The organism is Stenotrophomonas sp. YJH_SMC_20 (assembly GCF_059367845.1).
The window spans coordinates 430967-454205 of sequence record NZ_JCAFRG010000003.1; the positions used below are offsets into that span (position 1 = coordinate 430967).

Annotated in this window: 14 protein-coding genes; 9 read left to right on the forward strand and 5 right to left on the reverse strand. The window is 65.8% G+C overall.

The window, feature by feature from the left end; all coding sequences use genetic code 11:
• Window positions 1-372 precede the first annotated feature (372 nt).
• The 3 genes from AC5P6A_RS08050 to cueR all read left to right on the forward strand — a co-directional run bounded on the left by AC5P6A_RS08050 (window position 373) and on the right by cueR (window position 6460).
• On the forward strand, window positions 373-3330 hold the full coding sequence (locus AC5P6A_RS08050; RefSeq protein WP_346714777.1) for a TonB-dependent receptor plug domain-containing protein: 2958 nt from the start codon (window positions 373-375) through the stop codon (window positions 3328-3330).
• A gap of 161 nt (window positions 3331-3491) precedes the next feature.
• On the forward strand, window positions 3492-5993 hold the full coding sequence (locus AC5P6A_RS08055; protein WP_346714778.1) for a heavy metal translocating P-type ATPase: 2502 nt from the start codon (window positions 3492-3494) through the stop codon (window positions 5991-5993).
• Window positions 5994-6004: 11 nt separating this feature from the next.
• Window positions 6005-6460, forward strand: coding sequence for a Cu(I)-responsive transcriptional regulator (gene cueR, locus AC5P6A_RS08060; protein WP_019661429.1), 456 nt, complete (start codon window positions 6005-6007; stop codon window positions 6458-6460).
• A 79-nt stretch (window positions 6461-6539) separates the two neighbouring features.
• Here cueR and AC5P6A_RS08065 read toward each other — a convergent pair whose 3' ends face one another.
• Together AC5P6A_RS08065 and AC5P6A_RS08070 are read right to left on the reverse strand one after the other, a co-directional pair.
• Window positions 6540-6734 carry a heavy-metal-associated domain-containing protein gene (locus AC5P6A_RS08065; RefSeq protein WP_021204511.1) on the reverse strand — a complete coding sequence of 65 codons (195 nt, stop codon included), beginning with the start codon at window positions 6732-6734 and terminating at the stop codon, window positions 6540-6542.
• 200 nt (window positions 6735-6934) lie between these two features.
• Window positions 6935-10012 carry a TonB-dependent receptor gene (locus AC5P6A_RS08070; RefSeq protein ID WP_346469530.1) on the reverse strand — a complete coding sequence of 1026 codons (3078 nt, stop codon included), beginning with the start codon at window positions 10010-10012 and terminating at the stop codon, window positions 6935-6937.
• Between the two features lie 1153 nt (window positions 10013-11165).
• On the opposite strand from AC5P6A_RS08070, the gene AC5P6A_RS08075 reads away from it, so the two are divergent.
• The 6 genes from AC5P6A_RS08075 to AC5P6A_RS08100 all read left to right on the forward strand — a co-directional run bounded on the left by AC5P6A_RS08075 (window position 11166) and on the right by AC5P6A_RS08100 (window position 21097).
• Entirely contained in the window at window positions 11166-13631 is a 2466-nt protein-coding gene (locus AC5P6A_RS08075; protein WP_429001265.1) for a GH92 family glycosyl hydrolase, read from the forward strand.
• A gap of 96 nt (window positions 13632-13727) precedes the next feature.
• On the forward strand, window positions 13728-14777 hold the full coding sequence (locus AC5P6A_RS08080) for a LacI family DNA-binding transcriptional regulator (protein WP_057499695.1): 1050 nt from the start codon (window positions 13728-13730) through the stop codon (window positions 14775-14777).
• 60 nt (window positions 14778-14837) lie between these two features.
• Window positions 14838-16151: an L-fucose:H+ symporter permease gene (gene fucP / locus AC5P6A_RS08085; RefSeq protein ID WP_019661435.1), complete on the forward strand. Its 1314-nt coding sequence runs from the start codon at window positions 14838-14840 to the stop codon at window positions 16149-16151.
• 7 nt (window positions 16152-16158) lie between these two features.
• Window positions 16159-17154 carry a PfkB family carbohydrate kinase gene (locus tag AC5P6A_RS08090; RefSeq protein WP_180877901.1) on the forward strand — a complete coding sequence of 332 codons (996 nt, stop codon included), beginning with the start codon at window positions 16159-16161 and terminating at the stop codon, window positions 17152-17154.
• Window positions 17151-18377, forward strand: coding sequence for an AGE family epimerase/isomerase (locus tag AC5P6A_RS08095; protein WP_019661437.1), 1227 nt, complete (start codon window positions 17151-17153; stop codon window positions 18375-18377). The genes AC5P6A_RS08090 and AC5P6A_RS08095 overlap by 4 nt, the downstream gene beginning before the upstream one ends.
• 101 nt (window positions 18378-18478) lie before the next feature.
• The gene (locus tag AC5P6A_RS08100) at window positions 18479-21097 is read left to right on the forward strand and encodes a beta-mannosidase (RefSeq protein ID WP_495222286.1); all 2619 of its coding nucleotides are present in this window, start codon (window positions 18479-18481) and stop codon (window positions 21095-21097) included.
• Between the two features lie 128 nt (window positions 21098-21225).
• Here the strand turns inward: AC5P6A_RS08100 and mtnC are convergent, their stop codons facing one another.
• The 3 genes from mtnC to AC5P6A_RS08115 form a co-directional block, all read right to left on the reverse strand.
• Window positions 21226-21921: an acireductone synthase gene (gene mtnC, locus AC5P6A_RS08105; RefSeq protein WP_346714780.1), complete on the reverse strand. Its 696-nt coding sequence runs from the start codon at window positions 21919-21921 to the stop codon at window positions 21226-21228.
• Between the two features lie 3 nt (window positions 21922-21924).
• Window positions 21925-22482: a 1,2-dihydroxy-3-keto-5-methylthiopentene dioxygenase gene (locus AC5P6A_RS08110; protein WP_346714781.1), complete on the reverse strand. Its 558-nt coding sequence runs from the start codon at window positions 22480-22482 to the stop codon at window positions 21925-21927.
• Window positions 22483-22573: 91 nt separating this feature from the next.
• On the reverse strand, window positions 22574-23215 hold the full coding sequence (locus AC5P6A_RS08115; RefSeq protein WP_026347187.1) for a methylthioribulose 1-phosphate dehydratase: 642 nt from the start codon (window positions 23213-23215) through the stop codon (window positions 22574-22576).
• Window positions 23216-23239: the final 24 nt, after the last annotated feature.

A 23239-nucleotide genomic window follows, 5' to 3' on the forward strand; every position in this document is an offset into this window, starting at 1 on the left:
TGCTTTTCGCGGCGAACAACAGCAGCCGAGCGCGGGCTCGGATCTACAACGACCCGCTGTCGGCCGTACACGGCATCACGGACAAAACCGTTCCGCGCGCGATTGTCGCGATCGTGTCATTGACGTGTGTTCCGTTCTCTCAGCGATGTTTCGCAACCCTTTGATTGTTCGGGATGACGGCGGTCGGTAGCGGCATTCCGCGGGCTGTTGCTGCGTCGCCGCATGCCGGGTGTGATTCAGCTGTGCTTTAGTTTGGATCGATCCACAGGGGAGGGTGCTGCGACGGTCCTGAACCGATCCAGGCGCCCGGATCACCGGTAGTGCCGCACCACCACCCGTCCATGCGTCCACACTTTCGAAGAGCAACCACCCATGGCTCAGATCGTCCACAAGCGTCGCCACCTGCTGTCCCAGGCCCTGATCCTGGCCCTGCTTCCCCTGGCTGCCAATGCGCAGCAAGCCTCAAGCTCGTCTACCAAGGATCTCGACGCGGTCACCGTCACCGGCTCGCGCATCAAGCGCGCCAGTGTCGAAGGCCCGGCCCCGGTCAACGTGATCACCGCGCAGCAGATCCAGAAAGAAGGCTTCGTCAGCGTGTATGACGCGCTGAAGACGCTCACCGAAGCGACCGGCACCGTTGAAGCCGCCTCGCAATGGGGCTCGCACACGCCCAACGCCAGTGGCCTGAACCTGCGCGGGATGGGCCCGAACCGTTCTCTGCTGCTGGTCAACGGCCGCCGTGTGGCCGACTACCCGCTGCCCTACGGCGGCGAAACCAATTTCTCCAACTACGGCAACATTCCGGCCGCAGCAGTGGAGCGCATTGAAGTGCTGACCGGCGGCGCCTCGGCCATCTACGGTTCGGATGCGATCGCCGGCGTGGTCAACGTCATCCTCAAGACCAACTACGACGGCGACGAAGTGCGCGTGCGTGGCGGTACCTCCACAGAAGGTGGACGAGATACCTGGGACCTGTCCTGGGCCGGCGGCAAGACCGGCGACAACTGGAGCGTGACCTACGCGCTGCAGTACACCAAGCGCGATCCGCTGTTCGGACGCGACCGACCGCAGATGGACGACGCCGACGACGCACCGTATCCCTCCTGGAACATGGAGCAGCGCAAGGTCGGCTTCCGCCCCACCTCGGGCCTGGCATTGATCGACCCGACCAACGGCCAGCGCCTGGCACCGCCTGCAGGCACCTGCGAGAAGTTCGACGGCGAGTACTACACTGCCGATCGGCTGGTCTACAACTACGCTACCAACACCATCACCAACACCGGCCGCCTGTGCGGCATGAGCGCCGACTACGCCAACTGGCTGCTCACCGGCGGCGCCGAGAATGTTTCCGGCAACCTCTACGCCACCTTCGATTTCAGCAGCGACCTGCAGGCCTGGACCAACCTGGCGGTGTACCACTCCGAAGCGATCTGGGGCACCAATCCGCCCAGCGTCTCGCTGATCGACGACGACAACGGCTATTACTGGGATGCCAACCGCAACCGCCCGATCCTGGGCGTGCGCCAGTTCACTCCGAACGAAGTCGGTGGCCTGGATACCCTGCGCAACACCAACCGCGAGCTGTCCTGGGACTGGAGCGCAGGCCTGCGTGGCCGCCTTGCCGATCGCTTCGACTGGAGCGCCTCGGTGGGCCGTTCCTACTACCGCGTGGAAGAACGGCAGAACGTGGTGGACGAGCAGAAGTCGTACGACTACTTCCTCGGCCCGCGCCTGGGCACCACCCCCGATGGCGAGGCGATCTACGCGTTGAACGAATCGCGCTGGTGGAATCCGCTCACGCCGGACCAATACTGGCAGATGGGCACGGTAGCCAGGAACCGCGCGTCATCGTGGGTCAACCAGGCCTCGGCGGATATCACCGGCGAGCTGTTCCAGGGCTGGGCAGGCCCGATCTCGTTCGCAGCGGTAGCTGAAGTCGCGCAGCAGGGCTACCACCTCAGCCCGGACCCACGCGCCGGCATCGATTTCGACCTGCAGAACGTCGACCGCGGTGGTGGCGAGCGCACCCGGTATTCAGCGGGCGTCGAGTTCAAGATCCCGCTGCTGGAGAGCGTGACGGCCACCGCGGCCGCACGCTACGACCGCTATGGCAACTACAAGGCCGATGACAGCAGTGAAGCGTTGGATATCGGCAGCCAGAAGGAAACCACCTGGAACGTCGGCTTGGAATGGCGCCCGGTCGAATCGCTGCTGGTGCGTGGCTCGTATGCCACCAGCTTCCACGCGCCGGACATGCACTACCTGCTGGGCCGGCCGAGCAGTTCCGAAGTGCAGACCTATGATCGCCTGCGCTGCATCCAGAGCGGTGCCTACCTGGTCAACAACTGTGGCGTGGGCAACACCGATGTCTGGTACACCTTCGACGTGAACCGCCGTGGCACGCCGCTGCTGCGCTCGGAAACCGGTGATTCGTGGACGGTCGGCTTCGTCTGGGACGTGATGCCCAACCTGTCGGTCAGCGCCGACTACTGGGCGATCAAGCTGGAAGACATGATCGTCGACGTCGGCGCCGACGAGGTGCTGGCCAGCGAGGCCGGCTGCCTGACCGGCAAGAACATCGATGGCACGCCATGGGCCAATCCGGCCGGTGGCGACTACTGCGCCGGCATCCTGGCCCGCGTGAACCGTGACAGCAGCGGCCGGCTGGTGTCGATCGAGCGCGGCCCGTTCAACCTGGCCAGCCGGGAAGTGCGCGGTATCGACCTGACTGCACGCTATCGCCTGGAAACCGCGCAGTGGGGCAGCTTCCAGCTGGGCCTGAACTACACCAACCAGATCTCGACCAAGGAACAGCGCTACGCCAACGACCCGAACCCGGAACGGCGCGACCGAGACCTGCGCAGCAAGCTGCGCGCGAGCCTGGCCTGGCAGCGCGGCAACTGGAATGCCAATGTCTATGCCGACCGCGTGGGTTCAGTGCCGGGCGTGCGCTATCACTGGGGCACCGATCGCCTGGACAATCCCGGCGGTTGCCTGCCCTTCGCCGATGGCTACGTGCCCAGTGACAGTCCGTCGCTGAACTGCCTGGAACCGGCGCAGCTGCCGGATGGCTCGGTGAACCCGAACCCCAACGCGGGCCAGCAGACCTCGCGCTACTTCGGCCGGGTCGGGCCGTTCATCACCTGGAACGTCAACGTGGGTTACCAGGTGACCGAGCACGCCAAGGTCAATGTCTACGTCAACAACGTGTTCAATTCGGCCAGCTGGAACCACAAGGACCCGTACAAGCTGGACTATGACTTCGCCCCGACCCGGTTGCTGAGCGCGGTCGGCCGCGAGTTCGCATTGGAGTATGTGTTCACCTTCTGAGGAGACCGGCCTCCGCCGGTAGATCCACGCCATGCGTGGATGCGGAAACGGAACACCGGGGGCGGCGCCCCCTTCAGGCATGCGGACAGGCTGGATTTGACCTTCCCACGATGGCAAGGTTTAGCCTGTCCGCATCCAGAAGGAAACCCGGGAATCCGATCATGAGCACGCCGCGCGCCGCTGCCGCCCCCGCCAGCCCCTCCACCATCAGCCTGCCCATCGAGGGCATGACCTGCGCCAGCTGCGTAGGCCGGGTCGAGGCAGCACTGTCCAAGGTCGAGGGCGTGGGCAGCGTCTCGGTGAACCTGGCCACCGAGCGGGCGGACATTCGTCCGTCGGGCCCGGTGGATCGCGCGGCGCTTGTCCAGGCAGTGGAGCGGGTGGGCTACGACGTACCTGCCGCCACCGTTGAACTGGCCGTGGAGGGCATGACGTGCGCCTCCTGCGTGGGCCGCGTGGAGCGCGCGCTGCTGGCGGTGTCAGGCGTGAGCCAGGCCAGCGTCAACCTGGCCACCGAGCGCGCCACGGTGCGTGGTGTGGCGGATGCTGCGACGCTGGTCGCCGCCATCGACAAGGCCGGCTATGACGCACGCGTAATCGAGGCGGGTGTGCAGTCCGATGACGAGGCCGTAGAAAAGAAGGATGCCGAGCGTGCCGAACTGAAGCGCGACCTGATCGTGGCCACTGCGCTGGCATTGCCGGTGTTCGTGCTGGAGATGGGCTCGCACCTGATTCCCGGCATGCACGAATGGGTGATGGCCACGCTTGGCATGCAGGCCAGCTGGTACCTGCAGTTCGCACTGACGCTCCTGGTGCTGGCCATCCCCGGTCGCCGTTTCTACCAGAAGGGCTTCCCGGCGCTGCTGCGCCTTGCACCGGACATGAATTCGCTTGTGGCGGTGGGCACCGCTGCGGCGTTCGGCTATTCGGTGGTCGCGACCTTTGCACCGCGGCTGCTGCCGCCGGGCACGGTGAACGTCTACTACGAAGCGGCGGCGGTAATCGTCGCACTGATCCTGCTGGGCCGCTTCCTCGAAGCGCGCGCCAAGGGCCGCACCTCGGAGGCGATCAAGCGTCTGGTCAACCTGCAGGCCAAGGTCGCCCACGTGATCCGTGACGGCCGCACCGTCGATATCCCGGTCAATGAAGTGCAGAGCGGCGACGTGGTGGAAGTGCGGCCAGGCGAGCGTGTGCCGGTCGATGGCGAGGTGGTTGAAGGCCGCAGCTACATCGACGAATCGATGATCAGCGGCGAGCCGATTCCGGTTGAGAAGCAGCCGGGCAGCAGCGTGGTGGGCGGTACGGTCAACCAGAAGGGCGCACTGACGGTACGTGCGACGGCGGTGGGCGCGCAGACCCTGCTGGCGCAGATCATCCGCATGGTCGAACAGGCGCAGGGCTCGAAGCTGCCGATCCAGGCGTTGGTTGACAAGGTCACGCTGTGGTTCGTGCCGGCGGTGATGCTGGCCGCGCTGGCGACCTTCGCAGTCTGGCTGATCTTCGGCCCGTCGCCAGCCCTGAGCTTCGCGCTGGTCAACGCGGTAGCGGTGCTGATCATTGCCTGCCCCTGCGCGATGGGGCTGGCCACGCCGACCTCGATCATGGTCGGTACCGGCCGCGGCGCCGAAATGGGCGTGCTGTTCCGCAAGGGCGAAGCACTGCAGCTGCTGAAGGACGCGAAGGTGGTGGCGGTGGACAAGACCGGCACGCTGACCGAGGGTCGCCCGCGCCTGACCGACTTCGAGATCACGGACGGCTTCGATCGCAGCACCGTGCTGGCGGCAGTGGCTGCAGTGGAATCGCGCTCTGAACATCCGATCGCCCGCGCCATCGTCGATGCAGCCACTGAACAGGGCATTGCACTGCCGTCGATGGTCGATTTCGAATCGGTCACCGGCATGGGCGTGCGTGCCAGCGTTGATGGTGCGCGGGTGGAGGTCGGTGCCGATCGCTTCATGCGCGATCTGGGCGTGGACATCACTTTGTTTGCGGCGCTGGCGGCAGAGCTGGGCACCCAGGGCAAGTCGCCGCTGTATGCCGCCATTGACGGTCGCCTGGCCGCAATCATCGCGGTATCCGATCCGATCAAGCCGAGCACGCCGGCCGCGATCGCGGCACTGCATCAGCTTGGCCTGAAGGTGGCGATGATCACCGGTGACAACGCTGGTACCGCCCAGGCGATCGCGCGCCAGCTCGGCATCGACGAAGTGGTGGCCGAGGTGCTGCCGGAAGGCAAGGTCGAGGCGGTGCGCCGCTTGAAGACCACACATGGCCATGTCGCCTTCGTCGGCGACGGCATCAACGATGCGCCGGCACTGGCCGAGGCCGATGTCGGCCTGGCGATCGGAACCGGTACCGATATCGCGGTGGAATCGGCCGACGTGGTGCTGATGTCGGGTAACCTGCAGGGTGTGCCGAATGCCATTGCGTTGTCGAAGGCGACGCTGGGCAACATCCGGCAGAACCTGTTCTGGGCCTTCGCCTACAACACCGCGTTGATTCCGGTGGCCGCCGGCGTGCTGTATCCGGTCTGGGGCGTGCTGCTGTCACCGGTGTTCGCGGCCGGTGCGATGGCCCTGTCTAGCGTGTTCGTGCTGGGCAATGCGCTGCGCCTGCGCCGCTTCCAGCCACCGATGGCGGATGCCGCCGCCGTCACTCATTGAAGGGAATACCCATGAACATCGGTGAAGCCGCCAAAGCCTCCAGCGTGTCGGCGAAAATGATCCGCTACTACGAACAGATCGGCCTGATTCCCGCCGCTGATAGAACCGAGTCGGGCTACCGGGCGTATTCGCAGGCGGACATCCACCGCCTGCGTTTCATCCGCCGCGCACGCGATCTGGGCTTCCAGGTGGCCGAGATCACCGATCTGCTCGGCCTCTGGAACGATACCTCGCGGCACAGCGCCGACGTCAAGCACCTGGCCGAGCAGCACATCGCCGATCTGGAGCAACGCATCGAGCACATGCGGCAGATGGCCGACACGCTGAAGTCGCTGATCAGCTGCTGCGCGGGCGATGAGCGCCCGGAGTGCCCGATCCTGGAGCGGTTGGGTGAGGACGATGGGACGCTGGTACCGGTCGATACCGCGAAGACTGGTGCGGTGCGGCGGCGTACGCACAAGCATTGACTCGATATCGCATGCATGAAAAAGCCCGCCGGGTGCTGTAGTACCCGGCGGGCTTTTCAGTATGGGACAGGACAGGGGATCAGGCGGTACGCGGCGGGAAGCCGGCATCGGTCAGTGCCGCCACGATCTGCGCTTCGCTGGCCGAGGTCTGCACCTGCACTCGGCGGCTGGCCGGATCTGCCTGCACGCTGGCCTGCGGATCGACCAGTTCGATCGCCTTGGTCACGCTGCGCGCGCAACCGCCGCAGGTCATGCCTTCAACATGGAATTCCATCCGTAGCTCCTTGGGTGCTCTTGGGGTCGAGTCAGTGTGCACCTTCCAACGATGGCAGGGTCAAGTGCCGGGCTGAACGACAGGCAAGGCGGCAAAAAAAACGGCAGCCGCCTGTACCAGCGCGGCTGCCGTGGAGGAACGTCCCCGCCAGGGCGGGGCGTGGGTTGCACCGGGGCGCGCCCGGGCAACCCGGTGTTGCCTTAGAACTTCCAGGTAGCGCCGAAGTACAGCTGGCGGCCAGCATAGGTATTGGAGATCAGGCGTGCCTTGGTGTCGCTTCCCAGATGCACGCGCTGCTCGGACTTGGTGGCGTTGATCACCGAGGCGGTCAGGGTCCAGTCCGGGGTCAGGTTGTAGGCAACATTCAGATCCAGCTGGTCATACGGTTCGGTGTAGACGGTGAGGCCATTGTTGAGCCCGCCGACCACTTGGCCGCGACGGTTGAACGAAGCGCGCGCGAGGAACTTCTCGTTCTCGTAGAAGACCGTCACGTTGGCCTGGTTCTTGGCGCTGCCGACCAGCGGCGAGGAGCCGATTTCCTGCCCGTCCAGAACAATGGAAGCCAGGTTGGTGTCGTTGTAGGTGTAGTTGGCCTGCACGCCGAAGCCGAAATCGAAGGTGTACTGGCCATACAGCTCGACGCCTTGCGACACACCATCGCGGCCATTGGCCTGGGTCTCGTAGCGCTGCACGTTCACCGCTTCACCGTTGATGACCATGGGCGTGTCGCGCACCACCGGCAGGGTGAAGTTGTCCACGTTCTTGCGGAACAGGCTGACGCCGGCGACCGCGCCCGGCTGGAAGTACCACTCCAGGCCCAGGTCGAACTGGGTGGCCTTGAACGGCTCCAGCTGCTTGTTGCTGCCCTGGCCGACCCAGCCTGCGGTCGATGCGCCACCGGCAACGCGGCGATCATTGACGTACTCCTCGCTGTAGTAGCTCAGTGCGCCCGGTGCTGCGATGTCGGTGTAGCCAGGGCGGGCGATCACCTTCGATGCGGCACCACGCAGCACCAGCGTGTCGGTGATGTCCCATGCGATGTTGAAACTCGGCAGCACGTCGGTGTAGGTGCGGTCCACGCCGATCAGGCTGTAGGTCTTGCTCTGCGCCAGGTCATGCGGCAGGCGCACGAAGCCGCTCTCGCAGCTGTAGGTCGGGTAGGCCGCAGCGGCGGGGTCGGTGCACGCCATCGGCGCGCCGGACGCGTTGTCCAGGAAGTAGTCGTTGAACTTCTCGATCGAGTCGGAAGACTGCGCGAACTGCTGGGTGCGCACCACACGCACGCCGACATTGCCGCGCAGGCGCTCGGTGCGGAAGTTGGCCTGGAAGTAGCCGGAGTAGATCTTCTCGTTGACGTTGTAGACGAAGTCTTCCTCGGTACGGTTGTGCGAACCACCGTAGGTCTTGTTCAGATAGTCGATGTACGCCGGGTAGTTGATGCCCGGGAACACGTTGGCATTGAAGCCACCGGCAATGTTGCTGATCGGGTTCGACAGGAAGAAGCCGGGCTGCGCATCGCCGGCAGTCGGATCGCAGCCACTCTGGTAGCGGCTGTTGTCATAGTCGGCCGGGTCACGGCCCGGGCATACCCAGTAGGTGTTGCCGGTGTTGCGGTGGACCTTGCCATCACGGTATTTGGCACCGAACTGGATCGAATCCAGCCAACCGGACTCGAACAGCTTGGTCACGTCGGCCTGGAAGTAGTTCTGCTTGACCTCGGTGCGCTTCCACGACGAATCGGTCGAGCCGGTGTCGACTTCGGCGATGCCGTTCATCAATTGCTGCTGCAGGTCGGGCGAGAAGGTGGCAGACGGCGTGCCGGTCAGGTCCCATGCGCTGTACTGGTTACCGGACAGGTAGTCGTTGCCGACCTTGCGGCGCGGCTTGGCCGACATGCGGAAGTTCATCGACGGACCACCTTCGGACCAGGTGCGGCCACCGGTGAACGAGGCCTTCCACAGCGGGCTGATGTCCCAGTCGATGGTCAGGTCGGCGGTCTGCGACAGCGCCTTTTCCTTGCTGTAGCCACCGGTCAGCTGCGGTGTCGGAATCGTGCAGTCGTCCGGGCCCCAGCCGCCGGGCTTGAGGCCGGCGGCCTTGGCCTGGTCTTCGCTGCAGTAGTAGGTCTTTCCAGCCAGCTTTTCGAATTGGGCACCCGTGACGGTGTTGCCGCTGGCATCGAAGTCCAGGCCATTGAGAAGGCGGCCTCCGGCCCAGTTGCCGTCCTGGTTGTAGCGCGCCATGCTCCATTCCGGAATCTTCAGCATGTTCTGGGTGTAGTCACCCTGCAGCTCGAAGCGGAAGTAGTTGGCGGTCATCGTGACGTTGTCGACCGGCTTGAACTGGAAGGTCAGCTGGCCGCCCTTGCGCTCGCGCTTTTCTTCCTTCACCGCGAAGTTGACCGAGGTCGGCATGAAGAAGTCGCTGTAGTTGCCGCCGGTCTGGTTGTTGAAGCCGGACTTGCCCCACCAGTAGTGGATGCCATCCTGCTGCTGCACGTTGCCATAGGCGTCGCGTGCCCTGCCGGCGCCGTACCACTGGTAGTCCTCGGTGCTGGCTTCCATGGTGCGGGTCGTGCGCTTCTGCTGCGTCACGCCGACCAGCACGCCGAAACGCTCATCCTTGCTGTGCCACGAATACAGGGCCGAGGCCTGCGGGTCGATATCGTGGTGGGTATCGGAGGAGGTGCCCTCGAGCGTGACGAAGCCCGAGTTGGACTCCATGTCCAGCGGACGGCGGGTGTGCAGGATGACCGTGCCGCCGATGCCGCCTTCGTCGATGCGTGCTTCCGGCGACTTGAACAGCTCGGCGCTGGACAGCATGTTCGACGGCAGCAGGGTGTAGTTGAACGAACGGGTGGCTTCGTCGTTGGTTTCCGACGTGGCGACGTAGTTGCCATTCAACTGGGTCAGGGTCAGGTCCGGCGCAAGGCCGCGCACGCTGACACTCTTGCCTTCACCACCGCTGCGGGTGATGACCACGCCGGGCACGCGCTGCAGTGCGTCGGCCACGTTCTTGTCGGGGAACTTGCCGACGTCCTCGGCGGTGATCACTTCGACCACGGCGTTGGCGTCGCGCTTCTGCTCAAGGCTCTTTTCGATGGCGTAGCGGTAGCCGGTGACCTGGACGCTGTCCAGAGTGGTGGCATCCGGCGCGCCGGTAGACGTGGCCTGTTGCGCGGCGGCGCCAGCCGGAATGACGGCGGCGGCCAATGCCAGCGCGATGGCCAACGACAGTGCGTCCTGGCCATGCGTACGTATTGAATGCTTCATTCCCATCTCTCCCTCTCTCCTGGATTGATCCGGTGACGTGGCACGGACAACTTGAATCGATCTAATTTGAAGTGACTTTGCGGCTGTCGCCATGTGGGTGGCAGAGCACCGCGCGTGTGGCCTGGTACGTCCTGTTGCTGCTCCCCCAACTCCCGGCCATCGCAATGTCGTTCTTGGATCGATCTAAGCGATGGGCGGGCGATTTTTAGCACGGGTCGCCCGTGGGCGCATGCTGCTGCGCAATATGGTACTGGCGTGGCGAAGGGATGACGGTTTGCTGAAATCAGTGAAATCGTTTTCGTGCGCAGGGGAAGGGTGAGTCGGCAGGGCTGCGCCCTGCACCTGCGGTAGTGCCGGCCGCTGGCCGGCAACAGCCAAAGCCAAAGCCAAAGCCAAAGCCAAAGCGGCTCTGGGTTGTCTGTGGCTTGGCGGGGCGGTGTGGGCTGGCAGGACACGCCGTAAACCCCCCTTCCGGGGTCCGGCCCAGCCGCTGGCGGCTGTGCGTTCGGGCGCTTGCGAAGCAGTGCTTCGCAAGCAAAGCGCCCTCACCCCTGGGGGCTCGATGGCGCCATCCATGGCGCCAATGGTCCTGCCAGCCCACACCGCCCCGCCTTCGACAGTTTCCCGGTGACGGTTGGATTGATCCTGGTGCGGCATGTGGTCATGGGGTCAGATCCGTTTTCCGTTGGAAAACGGATCTGACCCCGATTGATTTCGATATCCGACAGAGATTCATCCACGCATGGCGTGGATCTACAGATCGCGGAAATCTGTCGAAGGCGGGGTGGGTCCGGTTGCGGGGGCGTGAGCCGCATGGATGCGGCGACCGAGCTTACATGGACGTACTTGCAGCGTCCCCCGCAACCGGACCCACCCCGACTCCCGACAGGAAACCAGCTTCTGCTGTTGCTGTTGCTGTTGCTGTTGCTCCAGCTCGGAGCGGTGCAGGGCGCAGCCCTGCCGAACACCCCCTCATGCTGCGCCGCAGAATGCATTCGGCTGAACCTGCATGCTCTACTTGAATCGATCTAAATTCACGACCGCGCGGGTCGGGCGTCATTCCAGGGGGAGCTCTCTGCCGGTCACGGCGGGACTCAGCGGAACGGTGCCGAACGACCCCGGCCGTCTGCCTCCGCGTCATCGACTACAGGAACCCGACATGCGCCCAGTGCCGTCCGCTCCCGCCGTCCCATCGACCTCGCGCCCGCTGGCGCGCCTGGCCTGCCTGTTGGCACTTTCGGCCATGCCGATGCTGTTGCAGGCCGCGCCGGCAGCGCTGGAGCGGGAGGTCAATACATTCATCGGCAGCAAGGACGACGGCAATACGTTCCCGGGCGCGTCGGCGCCGTTCGGCCTGATCCAGGTCAGCCCGATCGGCAGCCACTATTCGGGTTGGCGCTATGACGACGAGAAGATCCGTGGCTTTGGCCACTCCTTCATCTCCGGTGCCGGCTGCTGGGAACAGGGCGGCCAGGTGTCGGTGCTGCCGGTGACCGGCTCGATCGGCCCGGGCGGCGATTTCGATACCGGAAACCCCAAGAAATTCGACCACAAGACGTATGCCTCGAACTACACCCATGACGGCGAGATCGGCCAGGCTGGCTACTACAAGGTGCGCCTGACCAGCTACGGCGGCATCGATGCCGAGGCGACCGCGCGTACCCGTGCCGCGGCCGAGCGCTACACCTTCAGCCAGCGCAGCGGCGATGGCCACGTCCTCGTCAATGTAGGCCAGGTCAACGAACGCCATTCAGTGATCGGCAGCGTGGTCGATGTGGTCGGCGACCGTGTAGTCGAGGGCAAGCTGGTGACCAAGAGCTTCTGTGGCGGTCATCAGTACACCACCTGGTTCCGCATCGAGTTCGACCGTCCGTTCAAGGCACATGGCACCTGGGGCGAGGGCGGTGGCCTGCCGGGTGCGCGGCACAGCATGGAAGGCGAGCAGAAGCCGAACGGTGCCTGGCTGACCTTCGACCTGGCCAAGGGCCAGTCGGTGACGGCGGTCAGCGCAATCTCGCACGTGGATGCCGACGGCGCGCGCATCAATCTGCGCGCAGATGGCATGCAGGGTGGAGCGCTGCTCGGTTTCGACCGCATGCGTGCGTTGTCCCAGCAGTCGTGGCGTGAGCAGCTGGGCCGGGTGCGTGTGCAGGGCGGCAACGCCGACGACCGCGCGGTGTTCTACAGCGCGGTCTACCACGCGCTGCTCCAGCCGATGACCGGCAACGACGCCGACGGCCGCTACCGTGGCTATGACGATGGCATCCACCGTGCCGACGGCTGGACCTACTACGAGTACTTCTCGCTGTGGGATACCTACCGCGCGCAGAACCAGTGGCTGGCACTGACCCGCCCGGACGTGGCGCGTGACATCGGCCGTACCCTGCTGGCGATCGACGAGCAGGGCGGTTGGCTGCCGCGCTGGGGCTATGCCAATTTCGAGACCAACATCATGACCGGCGATCCGGTTACGCCGTTCATGGTCGATCTGTGGCGCTTCGGCGCGCTCAAGGGCCGTGAATCGCAGGCCTGGGATGCGCTGCGCCGCAACGCGTTCGGCACGCCGCCGCTGAACTCGCGCATGGCTGGCCGCTCCGGCAACCCGACCTATCTGGACAAGGGCTACGTGGTCTACGACCGCGCGTTCCCGTCCAAGGGCATGGACGTCGATCCGCATCACGGCGGTTCGGCGACGCTGGAATACGCGCTGGCCGACTGTGCGCTTTCGCAGATGGCCGATGGCCTCGGCCATGCGCAGGACGCGGCGACGCTGCGTGAGCGCGGCCGCAACTGGCGCAAGGTGTGGGACCCGCAGGTGCGTGACGCCGAGACCGGCTTCACCGGTTTCCCCCGCCCGCGCACCGAGGATGGCCAGTGGTACACCCCGGCCGATGGCCACTACAGCCCGCGCTCGCATCACGGTTTCCATGAAGGCACGGCGTGGCAGTACCAGTGGCTGGCGCAGCAGGACGTGCCGGGCTTGGTCGAAGCCATGGACGGCCGCGAACAGGCCGGCCGCCGCCTCGATGCGTTCTTCGCGATGGACGCGCTGCAGGCCGACCCGCTCAATGCCGCCCGCAAGGCGTGGGTGGTCGGGCCGTACAGCTATTACAACCAGTTCCGCTACAACCCGAACAACGAGCCGGACCTGCACGCGCCGTGGCTGTACACACTGATCGGCCAGCCGTGGAAGACCGCCGCCGTGGTGCGTGCGGCGCAGCAGCTGTTCACCAATGCCCCCAACGGCGTGACCGGCAACGATGACCTCGGCACGATGTCGGCCTGGTACCTGTTCAGCGCCATCGGCGTGTACCCGGCGGTGCCGGGCAGTGGCCAGTTCCTGCTGCACACCCCGCGCTTCAGCAAGGTGGAAGTGGACATGGGCAATGGCCGCACGCTGCGCATCGACGCGCCGGGTGCCGATGGCCGCCGTCTGCAGTATGTGCAGGGCGTGCAGGTCGATGGCCAGCCGCATGCGCCGGTTTGGCTGGACTGGAACCAGCTGCAGCAGGGCCCGCGCCTGCAGTTCGCGCTCGACGCGAAGGCGCCGGAGCAGGGCTGGGGCACGGCGGTGAAGGACCTGCCGGTATCCTGGTGCGCGGCACCGGGTAGCCAGCTGCGCTGAGACGGACTGTGCCGTTCGCGGTGACCCAGCGAACGGCACGGCACGACAGGTCCCTGATCCATTAGGCTTGAGCATCCAGCGGAGTCCGGGAAGACGATGAACGACAACGGCAGCAGTCCCAGCAAACGCGCCGGCAAGGCGGTGACGGTGACCGACATCGCGCGTGCCATCGGCGTGTCACGGGCAACGGTGTCGCTGGTGCTGCGCGGCAGCCCACTGGTCAACGTCGATACCCGCGCCAAGGTCGAGGCCGAACTGCGCCGCCAGCGTTATGTCTACAACCGCGCGGCGGCCAACCTGCGCCGGCGCACGTCATCAAGCATCGCGCTGGTGATCAACGATCTGTCCAACCCGTTCTTCGCCGAATTCGCATCCGGTGTGGATGAGGCGCTGGGCGGGCGTGGTTATGTGACCCTGCTGGGCAGCACCGGCGAATCGCCGGAGCGCCAGCAGGCGGTGCTGTCCACGCTGATGGAGCACACCCCGGCCGGCCTGATCCTGTCGCCGGCCGAGGGCAGTGATACCACGCTGCTGCGGCAGGCGCTGGGTGCCAATGCCAACGTGCTGCTGTTCAACCGCGAGCTTGAAGGGGCTGATTGGGATTTCCTCACCCTCGACAACCAGCACGGCGCCTATCTCGCCACGCGCCACCTGATCGAGCGCGGCCATCGCCAGATCGCTTTCTTCGGCGGCCACGCCGCATCCAGTTCGTGCCACCAGCGCCGTGCCGGTTTCCAGCAGGCGCTGGCCGAGGCCGGTCTGTCGCTGCCGCCGGGCTGGATGATCGAATCGGCACCGAACCGCCTGGAAGCCGCCGCGCGCACCGATGAGTTGTTTGCCGACGGCCATCGCCCGAGTGCGGCGGTCTGCTACAACGACACCGTCGCGTTGGGCCTGATGCTGGGCCTGAATTCGCGTGGCATCCGTCCGGGCGGCGATTTTGCCGTTACCGGTTTCGATGATATTTCCGAGGCTGCGGTGGCGGTGCCGCCACTGACCACGTTGACCGCCGACCCGCGCGAGCGTGGCCGGCAAGCTGCGGCGCTGCTTCTGCAACGACTGGACGAACCGGATGCGCCGCCGCGGCGCACGGTCGCGCCGGTGCAGTTGCGCATCCGCGAAAGCAGTGCCGCACGACCGAACTGATTCCTTCCGCATACCCCTTCCACGCAACAACGACCTTCCGCGCATCGAGGCGCGTACCGCATGCCGATCTCCGCAACGCCCCGTCCATCGGGTTCTTCGGGCAACGCACCCGCCGTCACCAACGGCAAGGCGCTGGCCGTGGTCACCACGATCTTCTTCATGTGGGGCTTCCTGACCTGCCTCAATGACATCCTGATCCCGCACCTGAAGGCGGTGTTCGAGCTGAACTACGCCAAGGCGATGCTGGTGCAGTTCACCTTCTTCGGCACCTATTTCCTGATGTCGCTGCCGGCCGGACGCCTGGTGGCGGCGCTGGGCTACAAGAAGGGCATCGTGGCCGGCCTGCTGATCGCCGGTATCGGCGCACTGGGTTTCTGGCCCGCGGCCGAGCTGCGCGTCTACGGCGCCTTCCTCGGTGCACTGTTCGTGCTGGCGACCGGCATCACGGTGCTGCAGGTCGCCGCCAACCCGTACGTCGCACTGCTGGGACCGGAGCAGACCAGCTCAAGCCGCCTGACCCTGGCGCAGGCGTTGAACTCGCTGGGCACGGCCATCGCCCCGATCTTTGGCGGCATGTTGATCCTGTCCAACACGGTGAAGAGTGCCGATGACATCGCGGCGCTGCCGGCCGCCGAGCAGCTGGCCTACCGTGCCGCCGAGGCGCAGGCCGTGCAGGGTCCATACGTGGGCCTGGCGGTGGCGCTGGTACTGCTGGCGCTGTTCGTGTTCCTGTTCCGCCTGCCGGCGTTGAGCGACGCCACCGAGCAGGCTGACCAGGGTCACCACCACAGCTACCTGGATGCACTGCGCAAGCGCCACCTGCTGCTGGGCGTGCTGGGCATCTTCTTCTACGTCGGTGCCGAAGTGTCGATCGGCAGCTTCCTGGTCAATTACCTGTCGATGCCCAACATCGGCGGCTTCAGCGAACAGGAGGCCACCCATTACGTGTCGGCCTACTGGACGATGGCGATGATTGGCCGCTTCGCCGGCTCGGCGCTGCTGGCGCGCTTCTCGCCCAGCCGCCTGCTGGCGATCTTCGCGCTGGTCAACGTGGCCCTGCTGGTTACGACCATGCTGACCTCTGGCAGCATCGCGCTGTACTCGGTGGTGGCGATCGGCCTGTTCAACTCGATCATGTTCCCGACCATCTTCGCGCTGAGCATCGAGCGCCTGGGGCCGCTGACCAACAAGGGCTCCAGCCTGCTGATCATGGCCATCGTCGGCGGTGCCGTGGTGCCGTACCTGCAGGGCGTGCTGGCCGACCACATCGGTGTGCAGGCCAGCTTCATCCTGCCGCTGCTGTGCTACGGCTACATCATTTTCTACGGACTGGTCGGCGCACGTACGCCGGCTTCCGCAACGCAGGGAGGCTGAGTCCGGAATGGGTGCCATTGTCTGCTTCGGCGAAATTTTGATCGATCTACTAGCGCAGCCGCCGGCCTCGGCCGACACCCCGCGCGCATTCCTTCAGTACGCCGGCGGTGCGCCGGCCAACGTTGCGGTGGCGGCAGCGCGACTGGGGGCGAAGACCCAGTTCGTCGGCATGCTGGGCCGAGACATGTTCGGTGACTTCCTGGCGGACAGCCTGGCCGAGCACGGCGTGGGCACGGATTACATCGTGCGTACCGATGCGGCAAAGACCGCGCTGGCCTTCGTCGCGCTGGATGCCAGCGGCGAGCGCAGCTTCAGTTTCTACCGCCCACCGGCGGCCGACCTGCTGTTCCGTGACAGCGATTTCCAGGCCGCGTGCCTCGACAGCGCGCAGTGCTTCCATGTCTGCTCCAACAGCCTGACCGAGCCGGCCATTGCCGAGGCGACCTTCGCCGGCATGGAGCGCGCCCGTGACGCCGGTGCGGTGGTCAGCCTGGACCTCAATCTGCGCCCGGCGCTGTGGCCGGCCAACGAGGACCCGACGCCGCGCCTGTGGCAGGCGCTGGAACGTGCCGACCTGGTCAAGCTGTCGCGCGAGGAGCTGGACTACCTGGCCGCGCCGCTGGGCAGTGACGGCGAGGCGACGGTGCTGCGGCGCCTGCTGGCCGCGCAGGCGCGCTGGGTCATCGTCACCGACGGTGCGGCCACGCTGCACTGGTACACCCGCGACAACCACGGCACGGTCACCAGTTTCCGCGTGGCCACGGTCGACACCACGGCTGCTGGCGATGCCTTCGTCGGTGGCGTGCTGGTTGGGCTGCTGGAGCGTGGTGGGGCCGGTGCAGGCTTTGCAGCGTTCTGCCAGGACCCGGAGGCGATCACCGCCACGCTGCGCTTCGGTGCCGCGGTCGGCGCTCTGGCTGTTACCCGCAAGGGCGCGTTCGCCGCGATGCCCTCGCTCGATGAAGTGCAGCAGCTGCTGCAGGACCAGGACATTACCGCATGAGCACCTCGCCCGATTTCCGTTCACCCGCGTTCCTGCGTGCGCACATCGCCGACACGATGGCGTTCTACCACCCGCGCTGCATCGATCCGAACGGCGGCTTCTTCCACTACTTCCGTGATGACGGCAGCATCTACGATGCCAGCCACCGCCACCTGGTGAGCAGCACCCGTTTCGTCTTCAACTACGCGATGGCATACCGCGAGTTCGGCAACGCCGAGTACCGCGACGCAGTCGAGCATGGCGTGCGCTATCTGCGCGAGGTGCATCGCAATCCGGCCACCGGTGGCTACGCCTGGACCCTGCGCGATGGCAAGGTCGAGGACGACATGAACCACTGCTATGGCGTGGCGTTCGTGCTGTTGGCCTACAGCTGCGCACTGAAGGCCGGTCTCGAACAGGCCCGCGCATGGATGGACGAGACCTGGCAGCTGCTGGAAGCGCGTTTCTGGGAGCCGCAGCACGGCCTCTACAAGGACGAAGCCGATGGGCAGTGGAATTTCACCGGCTACCGTGGCCAGAACGCCAACATGCACATGTGCGAGGCGATGCTGGCCGCCTTCGAGGCCAGCGGCGAACAGCGCTATGTGGAGCGCGCGCTGCAGCTGGCCGACAACATGACCCGCCGCCAGGCCGCCAAGGCCGGTGGCCTGGTGTGGGAGCACTACGATTCCAACTGGGAGATCGACTGGGATTACAACCTGGATGACCCCAAGCACCTGTTCCGCCCGTGGGGCTTCCAGCCGGGCCACCAGACCGAATGGGCCAAGCTGCTGTTGATCCTGGACCGCCATGTGCAGGCCGATTGGCTGGTGCCGACCGCGCAGCACCTGTTCGACGTGGCCGTGGCGCGCAGCTGGGACGAGGCGCGGGGTGGCCTGTACTACGGTTTCGCGCCGGAATCGCGCCGGCAGCCGGGCATGGATGGCGCCCCGATCGGTGGCGACAGTTTCGTCTGCGACGACGACAAGTATTTCTGGGTGCAGGCGGAGACGCTGGCGACCGCCGCACTGATGGCCAAGCGTACCGGCGATGACCGCTATTGGCAGTGGTACCAGCGTATCTGGGCGTATTCGTGGGAACACTTCGTCGATCACCGGTACGGCGCCTGGTTCCGCATCCTCGATGCCGACAATCGCAAGTACAGCGACGAAAAGAGCCCGGCCGGCAAGGTGGATTACCACACCATGGGCGCGTGCTACGAAGTGTTGAACGTCGTGCGTTGAGGTCTGCCGCGCTGCGCGCTCGCCGGACGTGGTCCGGCGCTACCGTGGCCTGTTGAATTGGTAGCGCCGGGCCATGCCCGGCGGAAAAACAGGAGCATCCCGTGCATCGCCGTCCCCTCGTTGTCCGCCTGCTCCTGCTGCTGGTTGCAGCCTCCTCCTTCCCGGTAGCTGCAGCTCCGCTGCAGGCGCAGTGGGAGTTCCGCATGCTGCCCGGCGACGCGCAGGGCGCCGCCCACCCAGGTCTGCAGCAATGGCGGGCGGCGACGGTGCCGGGCAGCGTGCACACCGACCTGCTGGCTCACGAATTGATCCGTGATCCGTATGTCGGTGCGCCCGAGGCCGAGCTGCAATGGATCGGCCTGGCGGCCTGGGAGTACCGCGCGCGCTTCGACGTCGATGCCGCGACGCTGTCCAGGCCCAATGCCGAACTGCGCTTCGATGGGCTGGATACCTACGCCGAAGTCAGCCTCAACGGCAGGCCGCTGCTGCGCGCGGACAACGCACACCGCACGTGGCGTGCCCGGGTCGAAGGCCGCCTCCGTGCGAGCAACAATGAACTGCAGATCGTGTTCCGTTCGCCGATCCGCACCCTGCTGCCGGGCGTGCAGGCAATGCCGCACAGGATCGCTGGCAACTACCCGTCGCCGTATGGCGATGAGCCGAAGGACGCGATGGTCGGCAACTTCGCGCGCAAGCCGGCCTACCACTTCGGCTGGGACTGGGGTCCGCGCTATGTCACCGCCGGCGTCTGGCGCGGAATCGATCTGCAGGCTTGGGACGCGCACCGCCTGACCGATCTTGCGGTGCGCACGGATGCATTGAGCGCGGAGCAGGCGAAGCTGGCCGTGCTGCTGCGAGTGGAGCAGGGTGCGGCGGCGGGCTCGGCCGTGGTGAATGTGGATGTGCAGGATCCGCAGGGCCGCAACGTGGCCCAGGTGCAGCGCACGGTGCTGCTGAAGCCCGGCCAGAACAGCATCGAGGTTCCGGTTGAACTGGCCGATCCGCGGCGCTGGTGGCCAGTCGGCCACGGCGCGCAGGACCGCTACACGGTGCGGGCCCGCCTGGACCAAGGTGGCGCGCCGGATCTGGTGCGCGAGCAGCGCATCGGCCTGCGCACGGTTGAACTGCGCCGCGAGGAAGACGGCAAGGGCGGGCAGGGCTTCGCTTTCGTCATCAACGGCGTGGAGATCTTCGCCAAGGGCGCCAACGTCATTCCGTTCGATGCCTTCCCCGCACGGGTCGACGCCGCGCGCCTGCGCCAGGTGCTGACCGCCGCACGCGACGCCAACATGAACATGCTGCGCAACTGGGGTGGCGGCTACTACGAGGACGATGCGTTCTTCGACATCGCCGACGAACTGGGCCTGCTGGTCTGGCAGGACTTCATGTTCGGTGGTGGCATGCAGCCTGGCTACGATCCGGCCTTCCGTGCCAGCGTGGTGGCCGAGGCACGCGACAATGTGCGCCGGCTGCGCCATCACCCCAGCATCGTGCTGTGGTGTGGCAACAACGAGGAAGAAACCGCCTGGAAGGACTGGGGCCACGGTCGCGACCTGAAGGCAGCCGACCCTGCGTTTGCAGCGAAGGTCTGGCAGGGCTATGTCGACCTGTTCGGCAATGATCTGCGTCAGGTAGTGGGGGAGGAGGGGCTGGGCGTGCCGTACTGGTCCAGCTCGCCCAGCAACGACCTGGACGAAAAGGCGAACGACTCGACCCGTGGCGACAAGCACTACTGGCAGGTCTGGGGCAATCCGGCGCTGCCGGTGCAGGCTTACCTGCGCGAGACGCCGCGCTTCATGTCCGAGTACGGCCTGCAGGCATGGCCGTCGGTGGCCACCGTGGACCAGATCGCCACCCGCGCCGAGCAGCGCATCGACAGCCCGGTGATCCGCGCGCACCAGAAATTCATGGCCGGCGAGGGCAACAGCCGCCTGCTGCACTACATCGAACTGGGTTACGGCACGCCGAAGGACTTCGAGGACTTTGTCTACCTCAGCCAGGTGATGCAGGCCGATGGCATCGCGCTGGCCGCGTTGCACCATCGCGCTTCGCGGCCGTACACGATGGGCTCGCTGTACTGGCAGCTCAACGATGTCTGGCCGGGTGCTTCATGGTCCAGCGTGGACTACTTCGGTCGCTGGAAGGCGCTGCACTCCGCCGCGCGGCGCTTCTTCGCGCCGGTCACGGTAGCGGCGCTGCGCGATGAGGGCAGTACGCGGGTACGCCTGATCAATGACGGTGCGGCGCTGGATGCACGTTGGCGGCTGCGGGTGATGGACGTGGAAGGGAAGGTGCTGCGCCGTCGCGAGGACGCGGTGACGCTGGCGGCGTCGGGTGTGACCTCGATCGGTGATTTCCGCGATGCCGAGCTGCTGGCCGGTGCCGACCCGAAGCGCACGGTGGCGGTGTTCGAGCTGCTGCAGAACGGGGCGGTGAGCGCGCGGCAGGTGGTCGGATTCGTCGAAGCCAAGGACCAGATGTTGCCGCGGCAGAAGCTCAAGGCCACGTTGTCCATCGAAGGCGACCACTATGGACTACGGCTGGAAAGCGCGGCTTACGTGCGCGCGGCGTGGATTGATTTCGGTGCGTTGGATGTGCAGGTCGAAGACAACCTGCTGGACTTGCTGCCGGGCGAAATCCGCGATATCGCGGTGCGTGGCCCGGTGGATCTGACGACGCTGCGCGAAGCGCTGAAGGTAAAGACCCTCAACGACCGTTGAGGGCGGAACACCCCGCGTTGGTAGGTGTCAACCTTGGTTGACACATCGGCCGTATGCCAACCAAGGTTGGCAACTACCAGAAGCAGAGCCGGGTAGGTGCGGGCCGTTGGTCCGCACACCTTTCTTTTTTACAGTTGGATCTGCTGGAAGTTCTCGACCCGCTCGTGGCCATTGGCGGCCTGGCCGGTGCGCGGCATCGGGTAGTCGTCGCGGCGGTCGATCAGGCGCGTCTGCAGGCCGGCTTCACGGGCGGCATCCAGCTCTTCCACCACATCGGACAGGAACAGGATCTCGCCGGCGGGCACGCCGATCGACTGCACGATGCGGCGGTAGCTGTCGGCCTCGCGCTTGCCGCCGATCTCGGTATCGAACCAGCCCGACACCAGCGGGCTGAGGTCACCGGCATCGCTGAAACCGAAGAACAGCTTCTGCGCCGGCACCGAACCGGAGGAGTACACGTACAGCGGCAGGCCGGAAGCGTGCCAGCCCTTCAGCACCGGCGCTACTTCCGGGTAGAAGTGCGCGGTGTAGTCGCCGCGGCGGTAGCCTTCATCCCAGATCAGGCCCTGCAGCGCCTTCAGTGCGGTGTGCTTGCGGTCCTGGTCGATCCAGCCCTGCAGCGTTTCGGCCACCAGGCTGTCCTGGCAGGCACCGCCGATCTCGGCAGCCACCGCATCCAGCCAGCGGCGGACGTCCGGCTGCTGGCCATGCTCGGCGACAAACGCGGGCAACTCCTTGCGCGCATAGGGGAACAGCACGTTCTTGACGAACGAGATGCTGCTGGTGGTGCCTTCGATGTCGGTCAGGATGACGCGGGCTTGCATGGATCAGGACGCCTGGGTGGGTACGTAACGAGGGAACTTCTGCGCGATGTCGGTGCCGGTGAAATGACCCACCCAGCCGTCCGGCTCGGTGAAGAAGCGGATCGCCACGAAACTCGGTTCCTCGCCCATGTCGAACCAGTGGGTGGTGCCATCGGGCACCGCGATCAGGTCGTCCTTCACGCACTCGATCTCATAGACCTTGTCACCCACGTGCAGGGTGAACAGGCCGGAGCCGGCGACGAAGAAGCGCACCTCGTCTTCCTTGTGGAAGTGCTCGTCGAGGAACTTCTTGCGCAGCTCGGCGCGGTTCGGGTTGTCCGGGGCGATCGAGGCCACGTCCACGCTCTTGAAGCGGCGCTCGGCGACCAGGCGGTCGATGTCCGCACGGTAGGCGGCGAACACTTCCTCCTGGCTGGCGCCCGGCGCGACTGGCGCGGTGGCCTGCCAGCGCTCGAAGGTGACGCCGATCTTCTGCAGTTCGGCAGCGATGACCGCGCCGTCCTGGGTGTCCAGCAGCGGCGATTCGGGGCGGGTGTCGTCGTAGATGCGCAGTCGGCTCATGGCGGCAGCTTGAACGTCTCGGGGGAAGACAGGGTAGCAGGGTGGGGGCGGGGCGCAGATTCCGGATCGGCATCTGCACCTGCGCGCCGGTTCAGCTGCGCAGCTTGCGCAGTTCCAGTTCGCAGTGGAACAGGAATTCGAACGCTTCCAGGTGGCGGCGTGCTTCGGCCATATCGCGGCCCCAGGCGTACAGCCCATGGCCGTCGATCAGGTAGCCCCACAGGTTCTGCCGGTCGAGCAGGTCATCGACCTGCTGCGAAAGCACGTTCATGTCCTGGGTATTGGCGAACACCGGCACGTCGATGGCCATCTCGTGGGTGCTGTTGCCGGCGAAGGCCTTCAGCAGCTCGTAACCCTCCAGGCGGATGTGGCCCTGCGGCGCATACAGGCGCGAGGCGATGGTCTGCACCGGCGAATGCGTATGCAGCACGCAGCCGACCTCCGGGAAGCGGCGGTACAGCTGGGTGTGCAGCAGGGTCTCGGCGGACGGGCGCAACGGACGGCCCACGGCCTGGCCGTCGAAGTCCACCACCATGATGTCATCCTCGATCAGGCGGCCCTTGTCCTTGCCCGAGACGGTGATCGCCGCGTGGCGGTCGTCCAGGCGGTGGGAGAAGTTGCTGCTGGTGGCCGGGGTCCAGCCGGCGTGGGCCAGTTCGCGGATGTTGTCGATCAGCAGCTGGGCCAGTTCGCTCAGGCGCGCGGTGTCGTACGGGAAGGTGGGGGCGTTCATGTCGGCGATTTTACTGGATTCGGC

Coding starts and splice junctions, on each gene's coding strand:
- mtnC (WP_346714780.1), bottom strand. CDS start 21,921: ATGCAAGCCCGCGTCATCCTGACCGACATCGAAGGCACCACCAGCAGC.
- AC5P6A_RS08115 (WP_026347187.1), bottom strand. CDS start 23,215: ATGAACGCCCCCACCTTCCCGTACGACACCGCGCGCCTGAGCGAACTG.
- AC5P6A_RS08075 (WP_429001265.1), top strand. CDS start 11,166: ATGCGCCCAGTGCCGTCCGCTCCCGCCGTCCCATCGACCTCGCGCCCG.
- AC5P6A_RS08055 (WP_346714778.1), top strand. CDS start 3,492: ATGAGCACGCCGCGCGCCGCTGCCGCCCCCGCCAGCCCCTCCACCATC.
- AC5P6A_RS08095 (WP_019661437.1), top strand. CDS start 17,151: ATGAGCACCTCGCCCGATTTCCGTTCACCCGCGTTCCTGCGTGCGCAC.
- AC5P6A_RS08050 (WP_346714777.1), top strand. CDS start 373: ATGGCTCAGATCGTCCACAAGCGTCGCCACCTGCTGTCCCAGGCCCTG.
- AC5P6A_RS08110 (WP_346714781.1), bottom strand. CDS start 22,482: ATGAGCCGACTGCGCATCTACGACGACACCCGCCCCGAATCGCCGCTG.
- AC5P6A_RS08070 (WP_346469530.1), bottom strand. CDS start 10,012: ATGGGAATGAAGCATTCAATACGTACGCATGGCCAGGACGCACTGTCG.
- AC5P6A_RS08090 (WP_180877901.1), top strand. CDS start 16,159: ATGGGTGCCATTGTCTGCTTCGGCGAAATTTTGATCGATCTACTAGCG.
- cueR (WP_019661429.1), top strand. CDS start 6,005: ATGAACATCGGTGAAGCCGCCAAAGCCTCCAGCGTGTCGGCGAAAATG.
- fucP (WP_019661435.1), top strand. CDS start 14,838: ATGCCGATCTCCGCAACGCCCCGTCCATCGGGTTCTTCGGGCAACGCA.
- AC5P6A_RS08080 (WP_057499695.1), top strand. CDS start 13,728: ATGAACGACAACGGCAGCAGTCCCAGCAAACGCGCCGGCAAGGCGGTG.
- AC5P6A_RS08065 (WP_021204511.1), bottom strand. CDS start 6,734: ATGGAATTCCATGTTGAAGGCATGACCTGCGGCGGTTGCGCGCGCAGC.